16 protein-coding genes, 1 tRNA gene and 1 pseudogene are annotated in these 22,265 nt (G+C 60.2%); 5 read left to right on the top strand and 13 right to left on the bottom strand.

The genetic code is table 11. From position 1 onward, the window contains the following. The 5 genes and pseudogenes from PG5_RS34585 to PG5_RS07070 all read right to left on the bottom strand — a co-directional run. Window positions 1–200, bottom strand: a pseudogene (locus tag PG5_RS34585) (hypothetical protein); the annotation flags it as partial. Between the two features lie 49 nt (window positions 201–249). Continuing rightward, window positions 250–888 carry an aldolase gene (locus tag PG5_RS07085; protein ID WP_020796427.1) on the bottom strand — a complete coding sequence of 213 codons (639 nt, stop codon included), beginning with the start codon at window positions 886–888 and terminating at the stop codon, window positions 250–252. Next, a complete protein-coding gene (gene otnK / locus PG5_RS07080; RefSeq protein WP_020796426.1) occupies window positions 885–2,177 on the bottom strand; it encodes a 3-oxo-tetronate kinase in 1,293 nt (430 codons plus the stop codon). Before otnK ends, PG5_RS07085 begins: the two co-directional genes overlap by 4 nt. Window positions 2,178–2,187: 10 nt before the next feature. Continuing rightward, on the bottom strand, window positions 2,188–3,162 hold the full coding sequence (gene denD, locus PG5_RS07075; protein WP_020796425.1) for a D-erythronate dehydrogenase: 975 nt from the start codon (window positions 3,160–3,162) through the stop codon (window positions 2,188–2,190). A 15-nt stretch (window positions 3,163–3,177) separates the two neighbouring features. Beyond that, window positions 3,178–4,488, bottom strand: coding sequence for an MFS transporter (locus tag PG5_RS07070; protein WP_020796424.1), 1,311 nt, complete (start codon window positions 4,486–4,488; stop codon window positions 3,178–3,180). A 168-nt stretch (window positions 4,489–4,656) separates the two neighbouring features. On the opposite strand from PG5_RS07070, the gene PG5_RS07065 reads away from it, so the two are divergent. Then, window positions 4,657–5,436: a FadR/GntR family transcriptional regulator gene (locus PG5_RS07065; protein WP_020796423.1), complete on the top strand. Its 780-nt coding sequence runs from the start codon at window positions 4,657–4,659 to the stop codon at window positions 5,434–5,436. 271 nt (window positions 5,437–5,707) lie between these two features. On the opposite strand, the gene PG5_RS07060 is transcribed toward PG5_RS07065, so the two are convergent. The 5 genes from PG5_RS07060 to PG5_RS07040 all read right to left on the bottom strand — a co-directional run bounded on the left by PG5_RS07060 (window position 5,708) and on the right by PG5_RS07040 (window position 13,906). Next, window positions 5,708–7,834 (bottom strand): TonB-dependent receptor domain-containing protein, encoded by a 2,127-nt coding sequence (locus tag PG5_RS07060; RefSeq protein WP_020796422.1) that lies wholly within the window; start codon window positions 7,832–7,834, stop codon window positions 5,708–5,710. A 313-nt stretch (window positions 7,835–8,147) separates the two neighbouring features. Beyond that, window positions 8,148–9,701: an amino acid permease gene (locus PG5_RS07055; RefSeq protein ID WP_033043146.1), complete on the bottom strand. Its 1,554-nt coding sequence runs from the start codon at window positions 9,699–9,701 to the stop codon at window positions 8,148–8,150. Between the two features lie 265 nt (window positions 9,702–9,966). After that, a complete protein-coding gene (locus tag PG5_RS07050; RefSeq protein ID WP_020796418.1) occupies window positions 9,967–11,130 on the bottom strand; it encodes an iron-containing alcohol dehydrogenase in 1,164 nt (387 codons plus the stop codon). A 3-nt stretch (window positions 11,131–11,133) separates the two neighbouring features. Beyond that, entirely contained in the window at window positions 11,134–12,525 is a 1,392-nt protein-coding gene (locus PG5_RS07045; protein ID WP_020796417.1) for an aldehyde dehydrogenase family protein, read from the bottom strand. 7 nt (window positions 12,526–12,532) lie between these two features. Continuing rightward, window positions 12,533–13,906, bottom strand: coding sequence for a glutamine synthetase family protein (locus PG5_RS07040; RefSeq protein WP_020796416.1), 1,374 nt, complete (start codon window positions 13,904–13,906; stop codon window positions 12,533–12,535). Window positions 13,907–14,122: 216 nt separating this feature from the next. On the opposite strand from PG5_RS07040, the gene PG5_RS07035 reads away from it, so the two are divergent. The 4 genes from PG5_RS07035 to PG5_RS07020 all read left to right on the top strand — a co-directional run bounded on the left by PG5_RS07035 (window position 14,123) and on the right by PG5_RS07020 (window position 17,945). Beyond that, window positions 14,123–14,515: a GFA family protein gene (locus PG5_RS07035; protein WP_020796415.1), complete on the top strand. Its 393-nt coding sequence runs from the start codon at window positions 14,123–14,125 to the stop codon at window positions 14,513–14,515. A gap of 227 nt (window positions 14,516–14,742) precedes the next feature. Next, window positions 14,743–15,741: a bile acid:sodium symporter family protein gene (locus tag PG5_RS07030; RefSeq protein WP_020796413.1), complete on the top strand. Its 999-nt coding sequence runs from the start codon at window positions 14,743–14,745 to the stop codon at window positions 15,739–15,741. Between the two features lie 121 nt (window positions 15,742–15,862). Beyond that, window positions 15,863–15,937: transfer RNA gene (locus PG5_RS07025), tRNA-Gln, on the top strand. A 331-nt stretch (window positions 15,938–16,268) separates the two neighbouring features. Next, the gene (locus tag PG5_RS07020; RefSeq protein ID WP_020796412.1) at window positions 16,269–17,945 is read left to right on the top strand and encodes an MFS transporter; all 1,677 of its coding nucleotides are present in this window, start codon (window positions 16,269–16,271) and stop codon (window positions 17,943–17,945) included. 145 nt (window positions 17,946–18,090) lie between these two features. Here the strand turns inward: PG5_RS07020 and PG5_RS07015 are convergent, their stop codons facing one another. The 3 genes from PG5_RS07015 to PG5_RS34400 all read right to left on the bottom strand — a co-directional run. Next, a complete protein-coding gene (locus PG5_RS07015; RefSeq protein WP_240963544.1) occupies window positions 18,091–19,203 on the bottom strand; it encodes a hypothetical protein in 1,113 nt (370 codons plus the stop codon). Between the two features lie 125 nt (window positions 19,204–19,328). Then, a complete protein-coding gene (locus PG5_RS32890; RefSeq protein WP_155943711.1) occupies window positions 19,329–20,597 on the bottom strand; it encodes a hypothetical protein in 1,269 nt (422 codons plus the stop codon). Continuing rightward, a partial coding sequence (locus tag PG5_RS34400; RefSeq protein ID WP_052024673.1) for a hypothetical protein occupies window positions 20,594–22,265 on the bottom strand: 1,672 nt, incomplete at its 5' end. The genes PG5_RS32890 and PG5_RS34400, both read right to left, overlap by 4 nt.

The raw sequence follows: 22,265 nt of genomic DNA, 5'->3' as shown, positions 1-22,265 counted from the left end.
TCGCTGTAAGAGCGAAACCGCCAGCCGCCATCACCGAAGAAACGGATAAGCTCCCAATCCAATCCAATCCAATCCAATCCAATCCATACATATAACGTCAAGCTTAAGTAAACAGCATTGCTTGTAGGAGCGAGCCTGCTCGCGAAAAGCCTGAGAGCGCTGCAGGGTGTCAGGCTTCCAGCGTTATCGTTGTCGTCCATCGCGAGCAGGCTCGCTCCTACAAATGCATTTAGCGCAAGGCCCGGGGGGTTACCACTGCACGCCAAAAACTTCGCGCAGCTCATCCAGCGCGGCCTGGTCGAGCGGGGCCGGCTTGGGGTTGCTCATCAGCCACAGGCGTGCGGTTTCTTCCAGCTCTTCCAGGGCATAACTGGCCTTCGACACCGAGCTTTCCCACACCACCGGACCCAGGCGTTCGAGCATCACCCCGCGCACGCTGTTGGCCAGTTGCGCCACCCGCTCGGCGACCTTTGGCGAGCCGGGACGCTCATAGGCGATCAACGGGATGTGCCCGACCTTCATCACCTGGTAGGGCGTCAGCGGCGGCAGGATGTCATCCTGCTGCCAGACCCCGGCCAGCGTCAACGCCACCAAATGCGTGGAATGGGTATGGACCACGCCGCCGACACCCGGGTTGCGATCATAGACCTCACGGTGCAAGCCCAGGGTCTTCGACGGTTTGTCGCCGCTGACCCATTCCCCGGCCAGGTTGACCTTGGAAATGGCGGCCGGGTCCAGACGGCCCAGGCAGGCGTCCGTGGGTGTGATCAACCAGCCATCGTCGAGCCGGGCGCTGATGTTGCCGGCACTGCCTACCGTGTAGCCACGGCTGTACAACTGGCTGCCGACGTCACAGATTTCTTCGCGCAGGGCGTTTTCGTTGCTCATGCTTGAACTCCCGCCAGGTGTTTCAGAGCCTTGGCGAAGAAGTCCGGGCCACCGAAGTTGCCAGACTTGAGTGCCAGGGCCAGTGGTTCGCCGGGCGTGCTGACGCAAGCGGGCACCCCCGGATCAATTTGCGCACCGATCTGCAACAGCTGGATATCCAGGGCTTGCACCACGGCCCCGGAGGTTTCTCCCCCGGCGACCACAAAGCGCCGTATCCCCGCCTGGTGTAGCCCGCTGGCTATCCGGCCCATGGCCTGCTCGACCATATTTCCCGCGCGCTCGGTACCCAGTTCACGTTGTACGGCCTTGACCTCATCCGGGGAACTGGTGGCGTAGATCAGTACCGTTTCCGCCGTGTCAGCGACGAAGGCCAGTGCCTGTTCGATGACCGGCGCTCCCGCCGCCAAGGCCAAAGGGTCGATCCGAAAGGCTGGGCGACCGGCCTGCAGCCAGCTCGCCACTTGCCCATTGGTGGCTTGCGAAGCGCTGCCCGCGAGCACCACTTCGCCGCCGTCGACTTTTGGTACGAGGGTGGCGTCCAGCTCGCGAAGTTTGCCAGCCCGTCGGAAGTTATCCGGCAAGCCCAGCGCCAGCCCTGAACCACCCGTCAGTAGCGCAAGACCGGCGCAAGCTTCGCCCAGCAGATGCAGGTCGGCATCGGTCACCGCATCTGCGATCGCCATGCGCACACCCTCGGCGCGAAGCTGCGTGATGCGCGTGCGAATGCTCTCCACGCCTTTGGACACCGTGTCATGGCGCAGCAGGCCGACTTTGCCCTGACTCTGCGCTTGCAGCACCCGAACAAGGTTCGCGTCTGTCATCGGTGTCAGCGGGTGATGCTGCATGCCCGACTCGCTGAGCAACTGGTCCTGCACGAACAAATGCCCACGAAAGACCGTGCGTCCGTTCTCCGGGAAGGCGGGGCAGGCCAGGGTGAAATCACTGTCCAGCGCTTCCAGCAAGGCTTCGCTCACCGGGCCGATGTTGCCGTCAGCGGTCGAGTCGAACGTCGAGCAGTACTTGAAGAAAATCTGTTCGCAGCCACGTTCGCGCAGCCAGCGCAGCGCTTCGAGCGACGCCTCGACGGCGTCGGCGGCCGGCACGGTGCGAGACTTCAGGGCGATGACGATCGCATCGGCGTCGAGGTGTTCGGCAACCTCGGCGCCGGGTATGCCGATGCTTTGCACGGTGCGCATGCCGCCGCGCACCAGCATGTTGGCAAGGTCCGTGGCACCGGTGAAATCGTCAGCGATGCAGCCCAGCAGAGGGCGGGCAGGGGCATTCAACATGTCGGGTTCCTCATCCGGGCAGATAATCAGTCATGTACTGCTTGATCACAGCGCGGAAATCTTCATCTGCGGTGAAGCCCAGGTCCCGGGAATAGGTGGCACAAAAGGACCCCGGCCACGAGCCGACGATGCGCTCGATCGCCGGATTGCGCTCCAGGCTGATCCGCGCGGCCACTTCCGTACCAGCGACCTCGCGCAGGGCATCGATCATCTGTTCGACGGTAATCGACAGGCCCGGCATGTTGATCACCCGACCCTCGGTCATCTGCTCGCCGGCCAGCTCATGACCATGGATCAGGTTGGCGATCGCCTGCGCTGGCGACATCAGCCAGAGCCGCGTATCGAGGGGCACCGGACACACGCTGGGCTGGCCGTTGAGCGGTTCGCGGATGATCCCGCTGGCGAAGCTGGAAGCGGCCAGGTTGGGTTTTCCCGGGCGCACCACGATGGTCGGCATGCGCAGGCTGCGGCCATCGACAAAACCGCGTCGGCTGTAGTCGGCGAGCAGCAGGTCGTTCATGGCTTTTTGCGTGCCATAGGAACTCTGCGGTGCCCACACCTGATCATCGCGCACGCGTTCCGGCAGTTGCCCGCCGAATACCGCGACGGAGCTGGTCATCACCCATTTTGGGCAGGTACCGAGCAAGCGAATGCGTTCGAGCATGTTCTGGGTCGCGGTGAAGTTGATGCGCATGCCCAGTTCGAAGTCGGCCTCCGCCTGGCTGGAAACCACCGCAGCCAAATGGAAGATGCTGTCGGTGCTGGCGTCGATCAGGCTGTCCAGCACTTCAGGGTTGGCGATATCGCCACACACCACCATTACCCGCGGATCATCGATGCCCTCGAGCGCGACCCTGTCGAAGGCGACGATTTGCCCGATGGGCTGGGGCTGGCCTGCACGGTCGGTCAGCGAGCCGCGCAGCAGCAGGGCTTCGATCAGACGGCGGCCAAGGAAGCCGGCTGCACCGGTCACGAGAATTTTCATGAGTTACTCCAAACGTCAACGGTTGACGAGTTTTCCGGGAATTCGGAAGACCAGCAGGGCGCCGAGGAACAACGCGCTTGCCATCACATACATGCCGATCGTGGTGCTGTGGGTCGTGTCCTTGAGGAAGCCCATCAGGTACGGCGAGACGAAACCCGCGAGGTTGCCCCAGGAGTTGATCAGGGCAATGCCGGCGGCCGCGGCGGTGCCACCGAGGAAGGCGGTAGGCAGGCTCCAGAACAGCGGCAGGGTGCTCATGGCCCCCATGGAACCCAGGGTCAGGCCGATCATCGAAATCGTGAAGTTGTCGCTCCAGGTGGCGGAGATGAACAGGCCGATACCGCCCAGCACCGCGGTCAGCGCCAGGTGCCAGCGACGCTCGCGCAACCGGTCGGCGCTACGCGACACCAGGATCATGGTCATTGCGGCGGCGGCATAAGGAATGGCGGTGAGCATGCCGACCTGCAAGACATCGCTGACACCGGCCTGGCGGATCAGCGTCGGCAACCAGAAGCCCACGGTATAGAAGCCGGCGATCATGCAGAAATAGATCGCCGTCAGCAGCCAGATGCGCGGCTGCAGGAACACCTCTTTGAGGCTGTGGGTTTGATGGCCTGCAGTTTCGGCGTCGATGCGGGTTTGCAGCAGGGTTTTCTCTTCCCGGGTGAGCCAGCCGGCACTGGAGATGCGGTCGCTGAGGCAGAAGATCACCAGGATACCGACGGCGATCGAAGGCAACCCTTCGAGAAAGAACAGCCATTGCCAGCCAGCAAACCCGTGGTCACCGTTGAAGGCGCTCATGATCCAGCCGGACAGGGGCGCACCGATCAGTCCCGAGAGCGGCACTGCCGTGGCGAACAGGGCGTACATCTTGCCGCGGCGATGGGTCGGGAACCAGTAGGACAGGTAGAGGATGACACCCGGGTAGAACCCGGCCTCGGCGATGCCCAGCAGGAAGCGCATGATGTAGAAGGACATCGGCGTACTGACCAGGGCCATGGCCGAGGAGATGATGCCCCAGGTGATCATGATGCGTGCGATCCACAACCGCGCACCGACGCGATGCAGGATCAGGTTGCTGGGAATTTCCACGAGGAAGTAGGCAATGAAGAAGATCCCTGCGCCGAGACCGTAGACGGCTTCGGAAAACTGCAGATCGTCGGACATCTGCAGTTTGGCGAAACCCACGTTCACCCGATCCAGATAGGCGACGAGGTAGCACAGCAGCAACAGCGGCAGGATACGCCACGCGGCTTTGCGATACGCAAGGTCCTCGAAGCGATCGGCGGGCGCGATGGCACCGGTTTGAATCACTGATTCAGTCATGTGTTTCCCCCATCCTTATTTTTGTAGTGGGTGACGTTGTTTTTGTCGGATTTACATGAGCAGCGGTTTTTTATCATAATACGTCATACGAATTCAAGGCGTAGAATCCAAAGAGGACGACGGGTCTAAAATGCAGTACCGTTCACCGATTTCAGCCCAGAGAAGCCTATGCCCACTCCTGACAAATCCCCCTGTTCCGCCGAGGCACTGGCCGTTCTGAAGGACTCCGCCAAGGGCACGCTGTCCGATCAGGTGACGGCGGCCCTGAAGGCCTATATCGCCAACGGCGAAGTACTGCCGGGTGCTCGCCTGCCCACTGAGCCCGTGCTCTCGGAGCGTTTCGGGGTGAGCAGGACGGTCATCCGCGAGGCGATCTCGCGCCTGAAGTCAGCCGGCCTGGTCGAGGTCCGCCAAGGCAGCGGCACCGTCGTCAGCGAAGGTGCGCACATCAAGGCGTTCACCATCGACCTGGACGTCAGCGGGTCGATCGAGGCGGTATTGCGGGTCACCGAACTGCGTCGCGGTATCGAAGGGGAGGCGGCGGCACTGGCGGCACAGCGGCATTCGCCGGCGCAACTGGAGGCCATCCACCAGGCGCTCAAGGCCATCGATGCCGCCGAGCAGGCGGGGCGCGATGGCGTCGAGGAAGACCTGGCGTTCCATCACTCCATTTCCAGGGCAACGGGCAATCCGCTGTACCCGTCACTGCACGAGTTCATCGCGCAGTACATCAAGGAAGCGATCCGCATCACCCGCTCCAATGAAGAGCGTCGCCACGACCTGGCCAGGACGGTGCATGTCGAACACTCCGCCGTGTACGAGGCCATCGCCGCACGAGACCCCGAAGGCGCGCGCCATGCCGCGCTCAATCACATCAACAATGCGGTCGAGCGGCTCAAGAGTGCCGATCCCGCGTTCTGGCAGAATCCGGGGGCGAGAACCTCCTAGCCTGATCTGTAACGGCCCGGATTACCGGCGAAGGCTGCGTAGAATGTTGCGCTGACCTTTCGGCCCTCTTCGCCGGCAAGCCTGGCTCCTTCGGTGTTTGTTTGCACCGGGCGAGGCGTCGTGATCACCACTGGCCTGTAGGAGCCCGGCTTGCCGGCGAAGGCGACCTCGAATATTGCATTTACCTGTCTGGCCTCATCGCTGGCAAGCCAGCTCCTACAAAATCTGCGCAGGGCGTTGACTCATGGGTGCCGGATTTCCTGCCTATGTCTTACAGCAGGCTCCACGACACCCCGACATACACCCCCATACCTTCACCCGGCGTCGACCGCGCCGCGTCCAGCCCTTTGTCGTCGTAGCCCGGCGTGACGGTAGCGGCGTAGTGCTTGTCGGTCAGGTTGCGCATGTCCACCCAGGTCTGCCAGTCACCCTTGGGCGCGTTGTAGCCCAGGGTCGCGCCGAACAGTGCGTAGGGATCGGCGTAGTAGCTGTTGGCGTAGTCGACCGCCACCTTGGACACCCATTGCGTGTTGAGCGCGGCGAAGAAGCCCTGGGGCCAGTCGTAGCGCAGTTCGCCCTGGTAGTAGTGCATCGGCAGGCCTGGCAGGCGGTTGTCGCCGAAGCGCTCGTCGTCCTGGTAATGGAAGTCACTGAAGGTGTAGCTCTGGCGCAGGCTCAGTTGACCGCCATCGTTACCCGACCACAGGTTGCTCGACAGGCTGGCTTCCACGCCCTGGTGCACGGTAGGGCTGGCATTGAGTTCGTAGGGCGTGGTGGCGTTGGCATCCGGTAACACCGAGAGCAATTCGTGGCGTACCTGGGCGTAGTACCAGGCCAGGCTCCATTGGCCCATCGCGCTGTCGCCGCGCCCGCCCAGTTCCAGGGTGGTCGCGGTCTGGTTTTGCAGCTCTATCGGGTCGCGCTGGGTGCCGGTAGCAGGGCCGCTGCCTTCGGGGAAGCGGATGTTGGAGCTGTAGATCAGCGACCAGGGGTGCGGTGCCTCGACCGAGCGGCTGAGGTTGCCGAACAGTTGCAGGTCGGGTGTGAGTTGGTAGCGCAGCCCCAGGCGCGGGGCATAGTCCCAGTCGCCCTGACTGGTCTTGCCACCGCCTTGCGGGTAAGTCACCGCGCTTTCCCGGCGGGTGTAGATGGCTGCCAGGCCCGTGGTCAGCCATAGGTCGTCTGCAATCTCCAGGTCATTGCCCGCATGCAGGACGCTGTCCGAACCCTGGTAGGTGAAGTTGCGCATGGGCGTGCCTGGCGCATAACCGGCGGTGTTGCCGGTGGGGATGCGCACCTGCTCGCTGGCGCCGGCGTTGGGCAGGTGCTTGGTCATGCGCAGGCCCAGCGTGCTCTGGCTTTGCAGGCCCCAGAGGGTGTCGCGACGCTTGTAGTCGAGGGTGCCGCTGACATCCGTGTAGGCCACCTTCAGGCGGTTGGGACCTTCGCGCAAGTCCATGGGGTAGTCATGGTAGGCAAGGCCGGCCTGGATGCTCGAATCGTCATCGATGAACCAGGTGGTCTTGTTGCCGATGAAGGTGCTGCCCGGCTGTTCACGGCGATCGTCGCGCGCCACGTAGGCAGGGTTGGCCGCGCGCGGGTCGTGCTCGATGCTGTGCTTGGTGACCCGGCCGGCGAGGTCGTTGTCGGTCTGGCGGTAGCGCAGGTAGAAGCGCGTTTCCAGGTTCGGGTTGAAGCGATAGCCGAAGTTGGCGATGGCGCCCTGGCTCTCGCTGGCGGAGTGATCCTGGTAGCCGTCCGAACGGGCGTCGGTCAGGGCCAGGTAGTAGTCGAAGTCCCCCAGCACCTGCCCGGAGCTGACCTGGCGCTGCTGATAACCGTGGCTGCCCGTGGCATAGCGTACCTGCAACCGTGGTGCGTTGTAGCCGGTATGGCTGACGTAATCGATGGCCCCGCCCAAAGCTAGGGCACCGCGGTCGAAACCGTTGGCGCCGCGCAGCACCTCCACATGGTCAAGCCATAGCGGCTCCAGCAGCTCATAGGGCGTGCCGCCGGGACCGGTCAGCGGCAGGCCGTCGAGCATGGCGTACAGGCCCGAGGCATGGGCGCCCGGCGCACGGTTGATGCCCGACCCGCGGATCGAGATCTTCACGCCTTCATTGCCTGCCGACTGGGCATAGATGCCTGGCTGATAAGCCAGCACATCCTGATTGCTCGCTACCCGGCCCTGCAGGGGGCGGCGCATGTCGACCACGTTGGTGCCGCCGGGTACCTGGTCGAGCCGCGCCTTGGCGTCCTCGATCCCCTGGTCCTCGTCACTCGGGTTGTCGGCCCCGATCAGCACTTGCCCCAACTCCAGGCCCTGGCCCTGGGCGATCGCCGGACAAACAAGGGCCAGGCCCAGCAACGCGGCGGACAGGGATTGGGGCGAGGGCATTGAGAAAACTCCAGACAGGGGGAAACGGGCAGTGAAGTCTGCGACGCATGAAAGAACGAACGGAGCACATGATGATTTTGCTGTTGCGCCAGGAACAGGCTTATCGGCAGGGGCGAGCCTGGCGTGAAATGGCGACCGTCCATGTCGTCGCGCTGCGGGAGGGCGCCTACTGTCGAACAGGCGCAAGGTTCACTGTAGGAGCGAGCATGCTCGCGATGGTCGTGAACGATAACACGTTGAACCAGATGCCCCGCAGCGCCCTCTGGTTTTTCGCGAGCATGCTCGCTCCTACAGGTAGGCAGTCGCGGTTGTTTCAGCGTTTGTTCAACGCTGCTTCCGCCGCCGCGATTTCAGCCTGGCGCTTGAGGATCACGTCGCCCACCGGCGGTCCCTGGAAGCGTCGCGCTTCGAAACCGAACCAGACGATGGCCGTCAACACCAGGAAGCCGATGGTGATGTACAACGCCCAGTCGTTCGGTGGCTGGATGCCGATGACGAAAATGATCACCATCGACACGACCGAGAGCAGGGCGAACACCGTGTACCAGAAGCGCCCCATGTTCCACGGCCCCATGGTCGGCCATTTTGCGCTCCCGTAGGCAAACAGGCCCAGTACGATGGGAATGATGAAGGAGAAGAACAGGAAGATCACCGTGCAGGAGACCACGATGGTGTACACCGGCGTTTCTCCGATCGATATCACCGACGATCCCCAGACGAACAGCACCGCCAGTGTGGCACCGGTCCAAATGGCTGCCACCGGGCTGCGAAAGGTTGGCGAAACCGAGGCCAGGGCTTTGGAGCAAGGCAGGCCGCCGTCGCGGGAAAACGCGAAGATCATGCGTGAAACCGAGGTCACGGTCGCCAGGCCACAGAGCACCTGCGAGATGAAAATCGCCACGTACAAGCCGTCCTTGAGCAGCGGGTTAACTTGGGTATTCATGGCCCAGAAGAACACGCTCCAGCCTTGCTTGGCCGCTTCGTCCATGCTCGGCAACATCAGCACGAATGCGCTGAGCATCACCCAGCCGAACAGCAGCGACCAGACCACCGACATGACCATTCCCCGCGGCACCGACATGGCCGCATTACGGGTTTCCTCTGAGGTGTGGGCAGAGGCGTCGTAGCCAGTGATGGTGTAGATCGGCAGCAGCAGGCCGAGCATGAAGACCCAGCCGTTGGAGACTTCCGGCCAGACGCCGCCACCCGCCGCGCCAGAGTAGTTGCCGAAGGTCACCAGCCGGGAGAACTCGTAGCTGGGGGCTGATATCAGGCAGACGATGGTCAGCGCCAGTGCGGTGGCGAAGATCAGGTAGCCGGAGAAATCGGTGAGCCTGGCGGTCAGGCCGATCCCCAGGTGATTGCACAGGGCCTGGAGACCCGTGAGGATCGCCAGGAAAATCACCCGGGTCGTGGTGGTGTCTTCCATGCCCAGCGTGGGGCCAAAGGCGCCGAAAAAGAAGTAATAGGTGCCGACGTTGATCGCCCCGAGCACCGTGACCAGCCCCAGCAGGTTGAACCAGGCCGTGAGCCAGCCGGTGAAACGGTTGCCGAGGATCGAGCCCCAGTGATACAGGCCGCCTGCGGTGGGGTAGGCCGAGGAAATCTGCGCCATGGCCAGGGCGAACACGCCGGAAATCAGGCAACCGATCGGCCAGCCAATACCGATCGACGCACCGCCGGCGCCCGAGGTGCCCTGCGCCAGTGAGTTGATACCACCGGAAAGGATGCAGATGATCGAAAAGGAAATCGCAAAGTTGGAGAAAACCCCCATTCGTCGCGACAACTGCTGGGCATAGCCCATGCTGTGCAGCACCTTGACGTCATCGTCGTGCGCGTCGGTGCCGGGCTGGCTTGCTGTGTTCATTGTCGTGTGCCCCTTCAGGTTTTCATACGCAGCCATCCGGCGCTCCGGATGGATTGGCTTTCAACCCCTTGTCGTACTGCTCCTGTTTCCTATTGGTGAAACCTGCCTGCTTTTATGTAGGAACGAGCATGCTCGCGATGGAGGTTAACGATTACACGGGGTGTCAGGTTCCCCGCGTTATCGTTGAGGTTCATCGCGAGCAGGCTCGCTCCCACAGTCAGGTTCCCCGCGTAATCGTTGGCGTCCATCGCGAGCGTGCTCGCTCCTACAGAAGGCGGCCGTGGAGGGCCGCCTGGAAAATTTCCGCTACACCGGCCCGGGTCAAGGGCAGCGGGTTGCCGCCGGCCGACGGGTCGACCACCGCCATGTCGGCGATCAGGTCGGCTTGCTGGTCATCCACCCCCAGCTCGAACAGCGTATGCGGCACGGCGATGTCCTTGCGCAATTTGAGGACGAAGGCCAGGAAACTGTCGAAGCCCGGGGAGGGCAGGTGCAGGTACGCTGCCAGGCGTGTGATGCGTTCCTCGATGGCCGGACGATTGAACTTCAGCACATAGGGCATCAGGGTGGCGTTGGTCATGCCGTGGTGGGTGTCATACAGCGCGCCGATCGGATGCGCGAGAGCGTGCATCCCGCCCAGGCCTTTCTGGAATGCAGTGGCGCCCATCGCCGCCGCCGCCAGCATTTGCCCGCGTGCATCGAGGTCCGAAGGGGTGTGGACGGCACGCACCAGGGCATTACTCACCAGGCGCATGCCTTCGACCGCAATGCCATCGGCCATGGGGTGGAAACCGGGGGCGCAGTACGACTCCAGGCAGTGCGCCAAGGCGTCCATGCCTGTGCCGGCGGTAACTTTGGCCGGCATGCCGACGGTCAGGGCGGGATCGCTGATGACCACGCGCGGCATCATTTTCGGGTGGAAAATGATGCGCTTGGTGTGGGTGCGATCGTCGATGATCACCGCGGCCCGACCCACTTCCGAGCCCGTACCCGCAGTGGTCGGCACCGCGATGACCGGGGCAATGCGGCTTTCATCGGCGCGGGTCCAGTAGTCGCCGATGTCTTCGAAATCCCAGACCGGGCGGGTTTGGCCACTCATGAAGGCGATGAGCTTGCCCATGTCCAGGCCGCTACCCCCGCCAAAGGCCACCACGCCATCGTGGTTGCCCGCACGCCAGGCGTCGAGCCCGCCTGCCAGGTTGGCTTCGACCGGGTTGGGCTTGAGGTCGCAGAACAGCGCGGCGCCCAACCCCGCATCGCGCAAGGCGTCCAGCGCAGCCGTGGTGATCGACGCGCGCCCCAGGCCGCTGTCGGTGACCAGCAGCGGGCGCTGGATCCCCTGGCTGCGACAGACCTCGGCCAGTTCCGCGATGCGGCCGACACCGAAGCGGATGCTCGTGGGGTAGTTCCAGTTTCCAGTCAGGCTCATGGCTCAGATCTCGTGGCGCAGATGGAAGGATTTGGCGCGGGTCAGGTGTTCGTATCCCAAGCGGGAAAGGGTCACGCCGCGGCCACTGTTCTTGACCCCGGTCCAGGCCAGGGCCGGGTCCAGGTAGTCGCAGCGATTCATAAACAGGGTGCCGGTTTCGATCTGCTCGCCCAAGCGTTCGGCGGCGGCCAGGTCCCGGGTCCAGATGGACGCGCTGAGCCCGAACTCACTGTCGTTCATCAAGGCGACGGCCTCGTCGTCGCCGGCAACCGGCATGATGCCGACCACTGGCCCGAAGCTTTCATCGCGCATCACCGACATCCGGTGGTTCACATCCACCAGCACTTGTGGAGCCAGATAGGCGCTGCCGGGCACATCGGCGGCGAAGGCTTGCGCGTCGATCAGCGCCGTGGCGCCCTCACTCAATGCCTCGGCGATCTGCCCGCGCACGAAATCGGCCGCTTGTGGATTCACCATCGGTCCGAGGGTGGTGGCGGGGTCCAATGGATTGCCCAGCACGTACTGGCGGGTCAATTCGGCGAAACGCTGGATGAAGGCCGGATAGATTGCCTGATCGACATAGATGCGCTCCACGGCGCAACAACTTTGTCCCGAGTTGAAGAAGCTGCCGTCCACCAGGTTTTCCACCGCGTGTTCGAGGTCGGCATCGGCCCGAACGTAGGCAGGGTCCTTGCCGCCGAGCTCCAGGCCGGTGCCAATGAAGCCTGTGAGTGTCGCCTGCTGGACGATCTTGCCGGCCTCCACCGAGCCGGTGAAATTCACCTGCTGTATGTCGCCGGAGACGATGGCCAGCGCAGTCGAGGCGTGGTCAAGCACCAGGTTCTGGAACAACCCTTCAGGCAGATGCGCCCGACGAAAAGCTTCGGCGAAACGCTCACCCACCAGCAGGGTTTGCGAAGCGTGTTTAAGGATGACGCTGTTGCCAGCCATCAGCGCCGGAATGACCGAGTTGACTGCCGTCAAATAAGGGTAATTCCACGGGGCGATCACCAGCACCGTGCCCAGCGGTTCGCGCTTGATATAGCGCTTGAAACCCGCGACAGGCCCGGGCTCCACCGCTGCCAGAGCTTCAGGCGCAATGGCGATCATGTGCCGCGCACGTTCTTCGAAACCACGCAGTTCGCCGGCGCCGAAACGCACCGGTCGACCCATCTGCCAGGCCAGTTCCGGGACGATGTCATCCTTCATGGCCAGCATTGCGTCCACCGCTGCGCTGCAAATGCCCGCGCGTTCGTTCAGTGGCCGGCGTTTCCACTGCGCCTGGGCATCGGCCGCGGCCGCCAGTGCCCGATAGAGCTGGCCGGTATCGGCGCAGGGACGTTCAGCATAAACCCGGCCATCGACCGGGGAGATGAGTTGAATCGTCTTGGTCATGGCAATCTCAATAGCGCTCGAAACCGCGCTGCAGTTCCCAATCGGTAATCCGCCGGTCGTACTCCTTCTGTTCCCATTCGGCGGTGTGCACGTAGTGATCGATGACCTCGTCACCGAAGGCCTCGCGCAACATGCTCGACTTCTGCAATGCGGCACTGGCCTCACGCAAAGTCTTGGAGACCTCGGGCAAATGCTCGTCTACGTAGGCATCGCCCTCGAAGGGCGCGGCGAGCTCGAGCTTTTCATCGATGCCCGCCAGCCCGGCAGCGATCAAGGCGGCGAAGGCCAGGTAAGGATTGAGATCGGCACCGCCAATGCGACATTCGATTCGGATCGATTTGCTGCCCTCGGCGCACAAGCGAAAGCCCGCGGTGCGATTGTCCCGGCTCCACACTGCGCGGGTAGGGGCGAAGGTGCCGGCCTGGAAGCGCTTGTAGGAATTGATATAGGGCGCGAGAAAGCAGGTGATGTCGTTGGCGTACTTGAGCTGCCCGGCCACCCAGGCACGCATCAGCTTGGACATGCCGAACTCGGCCTTGGCATCGAAGAACAGCGGCTTCTTGGCGTTCTTGTCCCACAGCGAATTGTGGATGTGGCTGCTGGAGCCGGCGGCGTCATAGCGCCACTTGGCCATGAAGGTGATCGCCTTGCCCTGCAGTTGAGCGATCTCCTTGCACGCATGCTTGATGATGACGTGATGGTCGGCCATGGTCATCGCGTCGGCGTAACGGATGTTGATTTCTTCCTGGCCCGGGCCCCATTCACCCTTGGAGTTTTCCACGGGAATGCCGCTGGCCTGCAGATGCTTGCGAATTGCCCGCAGCACCGGCTCTTCGCGAGTGGTCTGCAGGATGTTGTAATCCTCGATGTAGTGCCCGGCGGTTTTCGGCTTGTGGTAGTTGCGCTTGTGGATGGCCTCGTAGCTCTCGTCGAACAGGTAGAACTCCAGTTCTGAAGCGAACATGCCGGTGTAGCCGCGTTCACGCAGGCGCTCGACCTGTTTTTTCAGGATCGCCCGCGGGCTGTGGGGCAGGTCCTCTCGATGGTGATGGTCCAGCACGTCACACAGGACCAGCGCCGTGCACTCAAGCCAGGGCACCTTGCGCAAGGTGCGCATGTCGGGCTTGAGCACGAAGTCGCCGTAGCCTTTGCTCCAACTGGCGGCGGCATAGCCGGGCACCGGCTCCATGTCGATGTCGTCGGCCAGCAGGTAATTGCAGCAGTGGGTTTCTTCATGGCCGCTGTCGATGAAAAACTCGACCTGGAAGCGCTTGCCAACCAGGCGCCCCTGCATGTCGACCATGCACACCAGTACGGTATCGATCTCGCCAGAGGCGGCAGCACGCTTGAGTTGGTCAAAACTGAGGAACGGCTCGGTCATCACGGCAATCCTGCGCAAGTTGTTTGGGCCTGTCTGAGATAGCTGTTGCAGACGCTCTCCAGATAAAACCAACAACTGCCGCCGCGAGCATCGTAGGCAATAAGCTGACGTAAGCTTAGCCTACTGTCGCTTTTCGCAAGTTTTTGCTGCGCAGGGTTTGTGAGCCTCTACAGTCGTTGAACGGCTACTTTCAAACTTTTGAAGAGGAGGCGAGGCATGCAACGATTTACTGGCGGCTGCCTGTGCGGCAATGTGCGGATTACGGCGTCGGGGCAGCCCTACCGGGTTGGCCTCTGTCATTGCCTCGATTGCCGCAAACACCACGGGGCGCTCTTTCACGCCTCGGCGATCTTCCCTGAGGACGCGGTGACGATCGAGGGCGAAACGCGCGACTACGCCGGGCGCTATTTCTGTCCGCGCTGTGGCTCGTCGGTGTTTGCCCGCAGCGACGACGAAATCGAAGTGAACCTGGGCTCGCTCGATGCCCCTGACCAGTTGCAGCCAACCTATGAAAGCTGGACGGTGCGGCGCGAGTCCTGGTTGCCGGCGTTCCCGCTCGCACGGCACTACAAGCACGATCGAGAGGGCACCGGCCGATGTGATGGCTAAATGATATGGCTTGTAGGAGCGAGCATGCTCGCGATGAACGTCAATGATAACGCTGGCAACCTGACACCCAGCGGTGCTCTCAGGTTCATCGCGAGCATGCTCGCTCCTACAGAAGATCAGCGTGTCGTCCTGTCCGTTAGGCGATATCTCCTGGCTTGTTAGCGTTAGCCGGCAATCAGGGCGCGCGCTATTGTGGTCGCACGTTCCCGGCCGCCTGGATGACCCTGATGACTCGCCCCCGTTTCTTGCCCGACAACTTCACCCTGACCCTGGTCGGCGTGGTCCTTCTCGCCAGCCTCCTGCCCGCCAGTGGCCAGGTGGCCGTGGGCTTTGGCTGGTTGACCAATAGCGCTATCGCGCTGCTGTTTTTCCTGCACGGCGCAAAGCTGTCCCGCGAGTCGATCATTGCCGGCGCCGGCCACTGGCGCTTGCACTTGCTGGTCTTTGGCCTGACGTTCGTCCTGTTCCCGCTGCTCGGCCTGGCGCTCAAGCCTGTGCTGTCGCCGATGATCGGCGCCGACCTGTACATGGGCATGCTCTACCTCTGCGCGCTGCCAGCCACCGTGCAGTCGGCGATTGCCTTTACCTCGTTGGCGCGAGGCAACATTCCGGCGGCGATTTGCAGTGCGGCAGCGTCCAGCCTGTTCGGGATCTTTCTCACGCCATTGCTGGTGACCTTGCTGCTGGACGTGCATGGCGAGGGCGGCTCGACCCTCGACGCGATCGTGAAAATCAGTGTGCAGTTACTGCTGCCGTTCATTGCCGGGCAGATCGCTCGCCGCTGGATCGGTGCCTGGGTGGCGCGTAACAAGAGCTGGCTTAAATTTGTCGATCAGGGCTCGATCCTGCTGGTGGTGTACGGCGCTTTCAGCGAAGCGGTGATCGAAGGCATCTGGCACCAGATTCCATTGCGCGACCTGGCCGGGCTGGTGGTCGCCTGCTGTGTGGTCTTGGGGTTGGTGTTGCTGGCGTCCACCGTGCTGGGCAAGGCCTTGGGTTTCAACCAGCAAGACCGCATCACCATCCTCTTCTGTGGTTCGAAGAAAAGCCTGGCCACAGGTGTGCCGATGGCCCAGGTGCTGTTCGCCGGCAGCACCATCGGCGTGTTGATCCTGCCGCTGATGCTGTTCCACCAGATTCAGTTGATGGTCTGTGCGGTGCTGGCCCAGCGGTTCGCCAATCGCCCTGAATCGGTGCCTGAATTGATGGCACAGGTCGACCCTTGATGGTAAGTCGCTGTTTTAAAATAAAATAATGATGCAGGGGGGTTCCCAGGCGGCAAGAAAGTTGATAAATTGCCGCCCATTCCTGCAGGGGGCCATCCACGGCTCTCCAGGTAGCAGCTACAGGGGCGTCGCCAAGCGGTAAGGCAGCAGGTTTTGATCCTGCCATGCGTTGGTTCGAATCCAGCCGCCCCTGCCATCTTTTGATCAGCCGCGCTCGTGCATTGCACGAGCGCGGCTGATTGCATTCTGAATATCCTCTCCCCGCAACAAAATACCTTCCCACTGCACAGTGTCTCCTTCGCAGGCTCACGACAGCTCGTTCGCTCGATCCCGTTTGCCCATGATGACGAGTGGATATCTGCAAGAAGCCGATTATGCTTCTAGAAACCTTGCAGCGATGCGAGGCCGTCAGCCTGTGTGCATGCTTTGCGCAATCCGTAATCCGATGACTTCAGCCCTAGGGCCTGGGTGCGGCTATAAGACAGTGGGTACTCCGGCCTATAACAAGAGCAAGACGGGGAAGACTCATGGCCGCAATCGACAACACAACCACGGGCAGCGCGCCCAACCGCGGGATCACCAAGGAGGAGCGCAAGGTCATTTTCGCCTCGTCCCTGGGCACCGTGTTCGAATGGTACGACTTCTATCTCTACGGCTCTCTTGCCGCGATTATCGCCAAGCACTTCTTTGCTGGCGTCAACGAGACAACGTCCTTCATCTTTGCCTTGCTCGCGTTCGCCGCAGGCTTCGCCGTTCGCCCCTTCGGCGCCATCGTGTTCGGCCGTCTGGGCGACATGATCGGGCGCAAGCACACCTTCCTGATCACCATTGTGATCATGGGTATCTCTACCGCCGTCGTGGGCTTTTTGCCCGGTTACGCGACCATTGGCGTGGCGGCACCGATCATCCTGATCACCCTGCGCCTGTTGCAAGGCCTGGCCCTGGGTGGCGAGTATGGCGGCGCAGCGACTTACGTGGCCGAACATGCACCCAAAGGCAAGCGTGGCTACTTCACCTCGTGGATACAGACCACCGCCACCCTCGGCCTGTTCCTTTCGCTCCTGGTGATCCTGGCCTGCCGTACAGTCCTCGGCAACGAAGCATTTGAGGCCTGGGGCTGGCGGATTCCCTTCCTGCTGTCGATCCTGCTGTTGATCATCTCGGTCTACATCCGCCTGCAGCTCAGCGAGTCGCCGGTGTTCTTGAAGATGAAGGCCGAAGGCAAGTCCTCCAAGGCGCCGCTGACTGAATCCTTCGCCCGCTGGGAGAACCTCAAGATAGTGATCATGGCGTTGCTCGGCGGTACCGCCGGCCAGGCCGTCGTCTGGTACACCGGGCAGTTCTACGCGTTGTTCTTCCTGCTGCAAACGCTCAAGATCGACGCGCAGACAGCCAACCTGCTGATTGCCGGTTCGCTGTTGATCGGTACGCCATTTTTTGTCATTTTCGGCAGCCTGTCTGACCGCATCGGACGCAAGGGCATTATCATGGCTGGCTGCATCCTCGCAGCGGTGACCTACTTCCCGATCTTCAATGCGTTGACCCAGTACGGTAATCCCGACGTGTTCGTTGCGCAGGAGAAGAACCCGGTCACGGTGGTCGCCGATCCCGACGAGTGTTCGTTCCAGTTCGACCCGGTCGGCAAGGCCAAATTCACCAGCTCCTGCGACCTGGCCAAGACCGTGCTGGCGAAAAGGGCCATCCCCTACAAGAACGAGAAGGCCGAACCGGGCACCGTCGCGCAGGTGCGCATCGGCGACAAAGTCATCCCAAGCTTCGAAGGCACCGGCATGCCGGCCGCCGACTTCAAGACCCGCAACGACGCCTTCGTCGCGACCCTCGGCACCGCCCTCAAGGACGCCGGCTACCCCGAGAAGGCCGATCCGGCCAAGACCAACTACCCGATGGTGCTTTTGCTGCTGACCATCCTGGTGATCTACGTGACCATGGTCTACGGTCCGATCGCCGCCTGGCTGGTGGAACTGTTCCCGGCGCGCATTCGCTACACCTCGATGTCGCTGCCTTATCACATCGGCAACGGCTGGTTCGGCGGGTTCCTGCCGACCGTGGCCTTCGCCATGGTCGCGGCCACCGGCGATATCTACTATGGGCTGTGGTACCCGATCGTCATCGCAGTGATGACGGCCATCCTGGGTACGTTCTTCCTGCCGGAAACCAAGGACCGGGAGATTCATCACACCTGAAACCTGGAATGCGCGGAAATATTGTAGGAGCCGGCGGTGCGGTGCATCTGCCGCACCATGTTATCGTTCTTCGCCGGCAAGTTGGATCGCCGCCTGCTCACTCTGTAGCAGCTGTCGCAGGCGGCGATCTTTTGACTTTCGGTGCTTACGCTTTCAAGGGGGCTGATACTGGCATCAACACCGTGCCCCACAGACCCGCCGCGGCAGCACCACCACTGAAGATGAATTGCGGTCCTGCGCCACGCGCAATCGCCTGCGTCCCAGTTGCGATGGCTAGCCAAGGTGACGCACAGCCTGGATGACCCAACATCGCATCGAGGTCGCACAATCCCGTTTTATTGACTGGCATGGGGACTTTACTCAGTACGCTCGCAACATCCACAGCCCGTTGCGCGTTGATACCCACTCGCCAAACCCGCTCGATCGATGTCGATTCAAGCGGCACCCAATCAAGGGCCTGGCGCGTGGCATAAAACAGGTCATCGGAGGAGGGCGTGCGCTCCTGTTCCGGGCGGTGAAGATAAGCTATCGGCGCTAAGGTGGTTTGCGTCAGGCGGTTGCCAAACAACAACCCGACGGCGGCTTCTGCCTTGCCTTCAGGCTGCTGCGGTGCAAACTGCACAGCCACCACCAACAGCAACGCCCGATCGCGGATACGCCGGTCGAGCCACAGGTCCATTGCAGTCAGTCCGCTGCCATCGACAGGGGTAACGAGCTGGCGAATACCGGATTCGCGCCACGCCTGCCGCCAGACTCGGCGCCACTGGCTCTCCGGCAAACCGCTGTCGACGTCCAGCAACAGGGCCAGCGGTTGATCAGCAGGCAATTGCGCCAACGTTGGCGCCAGGTCGGCGAGCGTCTGCGCCCATATACTCAGCAATAGCGCTTCCGGATTTTCATCGGCATCGCACGATAAACAACTATGGCGAAGTATTGCTCCATCCATTCTGGACGCTTGGGACTTCAACGCCGTCGTCCCACTCAGGAGAGCTTCCAGTTGTGTTGATGCCTCATCGCCAGGCTGCTGAAGCACCGTCTGCAAACTCACGCCCAACACCTGTTGCGAGCGGCGGCCCTGTCGAGTCTTGCGGATCAGGTCTTCTTCACGCGCTTCATCCCAACCTTCGGCGGCACCGTGTTCGCCGACGTATAACAGCGCTCGTCCGAAACCCAGTACAAACCAACTCAGGATTGGAAAGACCAAGGCCGCGCGCCAGAACTCCGTAGGCCGTTGAGGTAAGGTTTCATCGCCGAGCAACAGCGTTCCTCCTGTGCCCAGCAAACAGAACAGCAACAACAGGCTGAGCCAAAGCAAAAAACGAGGTGGTTGAGGGCATAGTGCGGGAGGAGGGAGTTTATCCAGTCTGATTGGCATGTTTTCACCTAACTCTCTGAAAAATTAATTGACTTGCACTGTGTCCATTTCGTGATTTTTTTTATTGTTGTTTTATATGAAACCCTGCACCATCCACCCCACGAATCCTCCGCTAAAACTTTGTCCCCCTTAATTAAATACATATTTGGCGCGTATTGTAGCAACGGCTCCGAGCCGCCCTCATAAAGATATGCTTTTTCCATAATGGAGCCGGTGATAATTTTGCCAGTATGGATGGCGTGAAACAAAGGCGAGCTTACCGTTTTCTCAACACTTTTTTTGTCTTTATACGGGTACGCATATGTTGTTCTTCCCTGCTTATCCACTTCATCTCCACCCAAATGAAAAAAACGAGTGAGCTTTTTGTCCAGAAGTAATGTGTCCGCCTCCAATCTAAAAACACTAACATCGTAAATATCGCTTGCCGGATCCCACGCCCTTGGTATTTCCATGCGATGTACGACGAACAATAGTTCTTCTCCCCCATCATCAACGGGAAGAAAAAATGCGTCAGTGATAACCCCTTCCGTACCCAAGTATGGAAATTCATAAACAAGCTTTGGGCTTTCAGATGGAATAACTGAATAAAGGGATATTCCATCAGGCTTACGGGTTATTTGTGCATTTGCTTGCAAATCTGTTTTTGTGTAGACAATACATGCATTCACACTATCTACATCCATAGAGCTATAAGCTTCCCGAAGACCAATGCCGCTGCATTTATTCGCGCCGGATATCTTTGTTTTGCCAAGCTCTACTGTTTGTATGCCTTGATACGCATCGTCGGTTAAATAATCTAACCCAGGAAGGTCGCAATTTTTATTAAAAACTTTTTCGCCTTGCTTTCTGGCGACAACTTTGTAGCCGAAGGAGTTAAGGCTTTCGAATGAATAAAGGTGTTCGCCACGTGCGAAGCGAAGAGCGACCCCGGTACTTTCAGAATTACTCGAATTGTAAATTGTGAATATTCCCTTTGGTGGTATTTTTTGCTCTGGATACTGCAGTTCTATTCTTGCCGGACCAACACCGTAGGACGGTTTTCCAAAACGATACTGTACATACCCACTGGTAGGGGATGTGTTAGCCTTCGCGCAAATTGAAGCAACCTTCCCCAAGTAGTTGTCTTGATCCAAGCTGGGGTTGAATGCGCAGCTAATGTAAATATCCTCACCTTTTTCGCATAATGTTGAGTTTATGTCCACGTATCGATCCTTTGCCCAAGACTTAAGATTCACAAAAGATGCAATAGCCAAACAAGCTATCAGTATTTTTTTCAATTTAAAGTCCCTTTTCTCAATAGATCAACAAAGTGTTCCCTTCTATCTGGATGGCTCGTCGTGTGTTTATTTACAATAGTGGTTATTGAATCCACAACCTCTAAAGCGCTACCTTCATCTGCTATTTTATATAACTCATTATTCAGCCAAAAACTCGCTGCCGATCGAACCGCATATTTTACCTCCAGCAACAAGTCAGGGTTCACAACAAAATCTACACGATCGTTTGGCCACTGTGCCGAATACTTTGAGTGCCAACGTTGAAATAGTGTGTAATTGTGCAGCCCTGTCAAATGCTTCAAACCTCGCCCTCTATACCTCCATCCATCACCGCTTGAAATCCCTCGATTACCAAGTTCGGTACGCCCTCCATAGGCGCCATTAGCGATAGCCTCATAGTCGACTCGAGTCATAGGCATGCCGTTTTCTTTTATTTTTCCTGTCTTGATTTTGTATCCGTATCGCCTTGCTTCTTCCGGGTTATTCCGAAAGTAACTGAAAAAGTCAATCAGCGTGCTGGCTTTATAGGCGAAATTCTCATCTGTCGATAAATCTTCCCCGGTTTCCTGTTTTATCTGTGCAAAAAAGTGAGTTCTTCGTAACGGAGTATCCAACTTGAAGAAGTCGAGATTTGCGTTTAACTCGTCAGCGATTTTCTGCAAATCATCGTATCGATCCTCACGAAGCATCGGATAAATGCTTCTCATGATTTCAAGGGAGAATTCAAATCGGTCACCACTAAAATTCCCCATCAAACCAACCGGATGAAAGTGATAGGCACTCCCCCACGAAGGCAACCCGACCTTTTCCGCGACGTCCCTCCACCACCCCAGCCCTGCGATCCGCTGCTTCTCCGCCAGCCAGTTCAAGTGCGGCGTCGAGCCGCTATGGCCGAGCAATTCATCCAGTGCGTCCCATATCTTCGGCTGCTGAAACCATTCGCTTTCCTTATACAGGATCATCTGCGAAATCGACTGCGCATGCGCCGGCAGCTCAAGGGCCGCTTGCAGTTCAGTGGCTGTCATCTTGCCGTCGCGGTTGCGATCGATGATCTCGTACAACCGGTTCTTCATCGGGCCTTTATCGTCTTTTTCGGCAAAGGGGCGATAACGCTCGCGATGCGCGTCGCTGAAACTGTCGATTGCGCTGAGAAAAGAGGCCATCAAGTGTTTGGGTCGGCTGTAGTCGATGATGACGTCATAGCCTTCCCAGGCCCAGGGACTGACCCAGGGCGTTACGCCAATCTCTTCACACACCCAGCCATCGAGAAGATTGTTGTCGGCGTCGTGAAGCAGGTTTTCCAGGTGATACCAGGTGCGCGCTTTGCGGGTCGGGTTCGCAGGCACCTGGATTTTTCGATCCGCCGGCAGGTCATCAAGCAGCTTCTTGGGGATCAACAGGTCGGCCGCACTGCGCGGGCTGGAATCACTGGCCATCTGCATTTGCGCAGCGGTATGTCCTTCTGGCGCCACCACGGGTGTGCCCTTGGCGAGCTTCAGCCAGGTCCTGTCTTTTTCCGGCAGGTGCTGCGCCCAAGCCCGGCTGGCTTCGATGAACGCCTCGACGTCATCACCACTGAACGTTTCCAGGTGCAACTTCTTTTCCGGCTGATCCGCGTCACTGTCCTGATACAGACCGAGGTGGCCGCTCAAGTCGCCTGCCTTGATC

It is taken from the genome of Pseudomonas sp. G5(2012) (genome assembly GCF_000408945.1).
GTDB lineage: Bacteria > Pseudomonadota > Gammaproteobacteria > Pseudomonadales > Pseudomonadaceae > Aquipseudomonas > Aquipseudomonas umsongensis.
Note: the sequence above shows the minus strand (reverse complement) of the source record. Positions and strands in the feature narration are given on the sequence as shown.

Bases quoted from the DNA above. Each gene is read 5' to 3' on its own strand.
- PG5_RS07060 (WP_020796422.1), bottom strand. From the start codon at position 7,834: ATGCCCTCGCCCCAATCCCTGTCCGCCGCGTTGCTGGGCCTGGCCCTT.
- PG5_RS07065 (WP_020796423.1), top strand. From the start codon at position 4,657: ATGCCCACTCCTGACAAATCCCCCTGTTCCGCCGAGGCACTGGCCGTT.
- PG5_RS07040 (WP_020796416.1), bottom strand. From the start codon at position 13,906: ATGACCGAGCCGTTCCTCAGTTTTGACCAACTCAAGCGTGCTGCCGCC.
- PG5_RS07045 (WP_020796417.1), bottom strand. From the start codon at position 12,525: ATGACCAAGACGATTCAACTCATCTCCCCGGTCGATGGCCGGGTTTAT.
- PG5_RS07055 (WP_033043146.1), bottom strand. From the start codon at position 9,701: ATGAACACAGCAAGCCAGCCCGGCACCGACGCGCACGACGATGACGTC.
- PG5_RS07070 (WP_020796424.1), bottom strand. From the start codon at position 4,488: ATGACTGAATCAGTGATTCAAACCGGTGCCATCGCGCCCGCCGATCGC.
- PG5_RS07085 (WP_020796427.1), bottom strand. From the start codon at position 888: ATGAGCAACGAAAACGCCCTGCGCGAAGAAATCTGTGACGTCGGCAGC.
- PG5_RS07050 (WP_020796418.1), bottom strand. From the start codon at position 11,130: ATGAGCCTGACTGGAAACTGGAACTACCCCACGAGCATCCGCTTCGGT.
- denD (WP_020796425.1), bottom strand. From the start codon at position 3,162: ATGAAAATTCTCGTGACCGGTGCAGCCGGCTTCCTTGGCCGCCGTCTG.
- PG5_RS07030 (WP_020796413.1), top strand. From the start codon at position 14,743: ATGACTCGCCCCCGTTTCTTGCCCGACAACTTCACCCTGACCCTGGTC.
- otnK (WP_020796426.1), bottom strand. From the start codon at position 2,177: ATGTTGAATGCCCCTGCCCGCCCTCTGCTGGGCTGCATCGCTGACGAT.
- PG5_RS07020 (WP_020796412.1), top strand. From the start codon at position 16,269: ATGGCCGCAATCGACAACACAACCACGGGCAGCGCGCCCAACCGCGGG.
- PG5_RS07035 (WP_020796415.1), top strand. From the start codon at position 14,123: ATGCAACGATTTACTGGCGGCTGCCTGTGCGGCAATGTGCGGATTACG.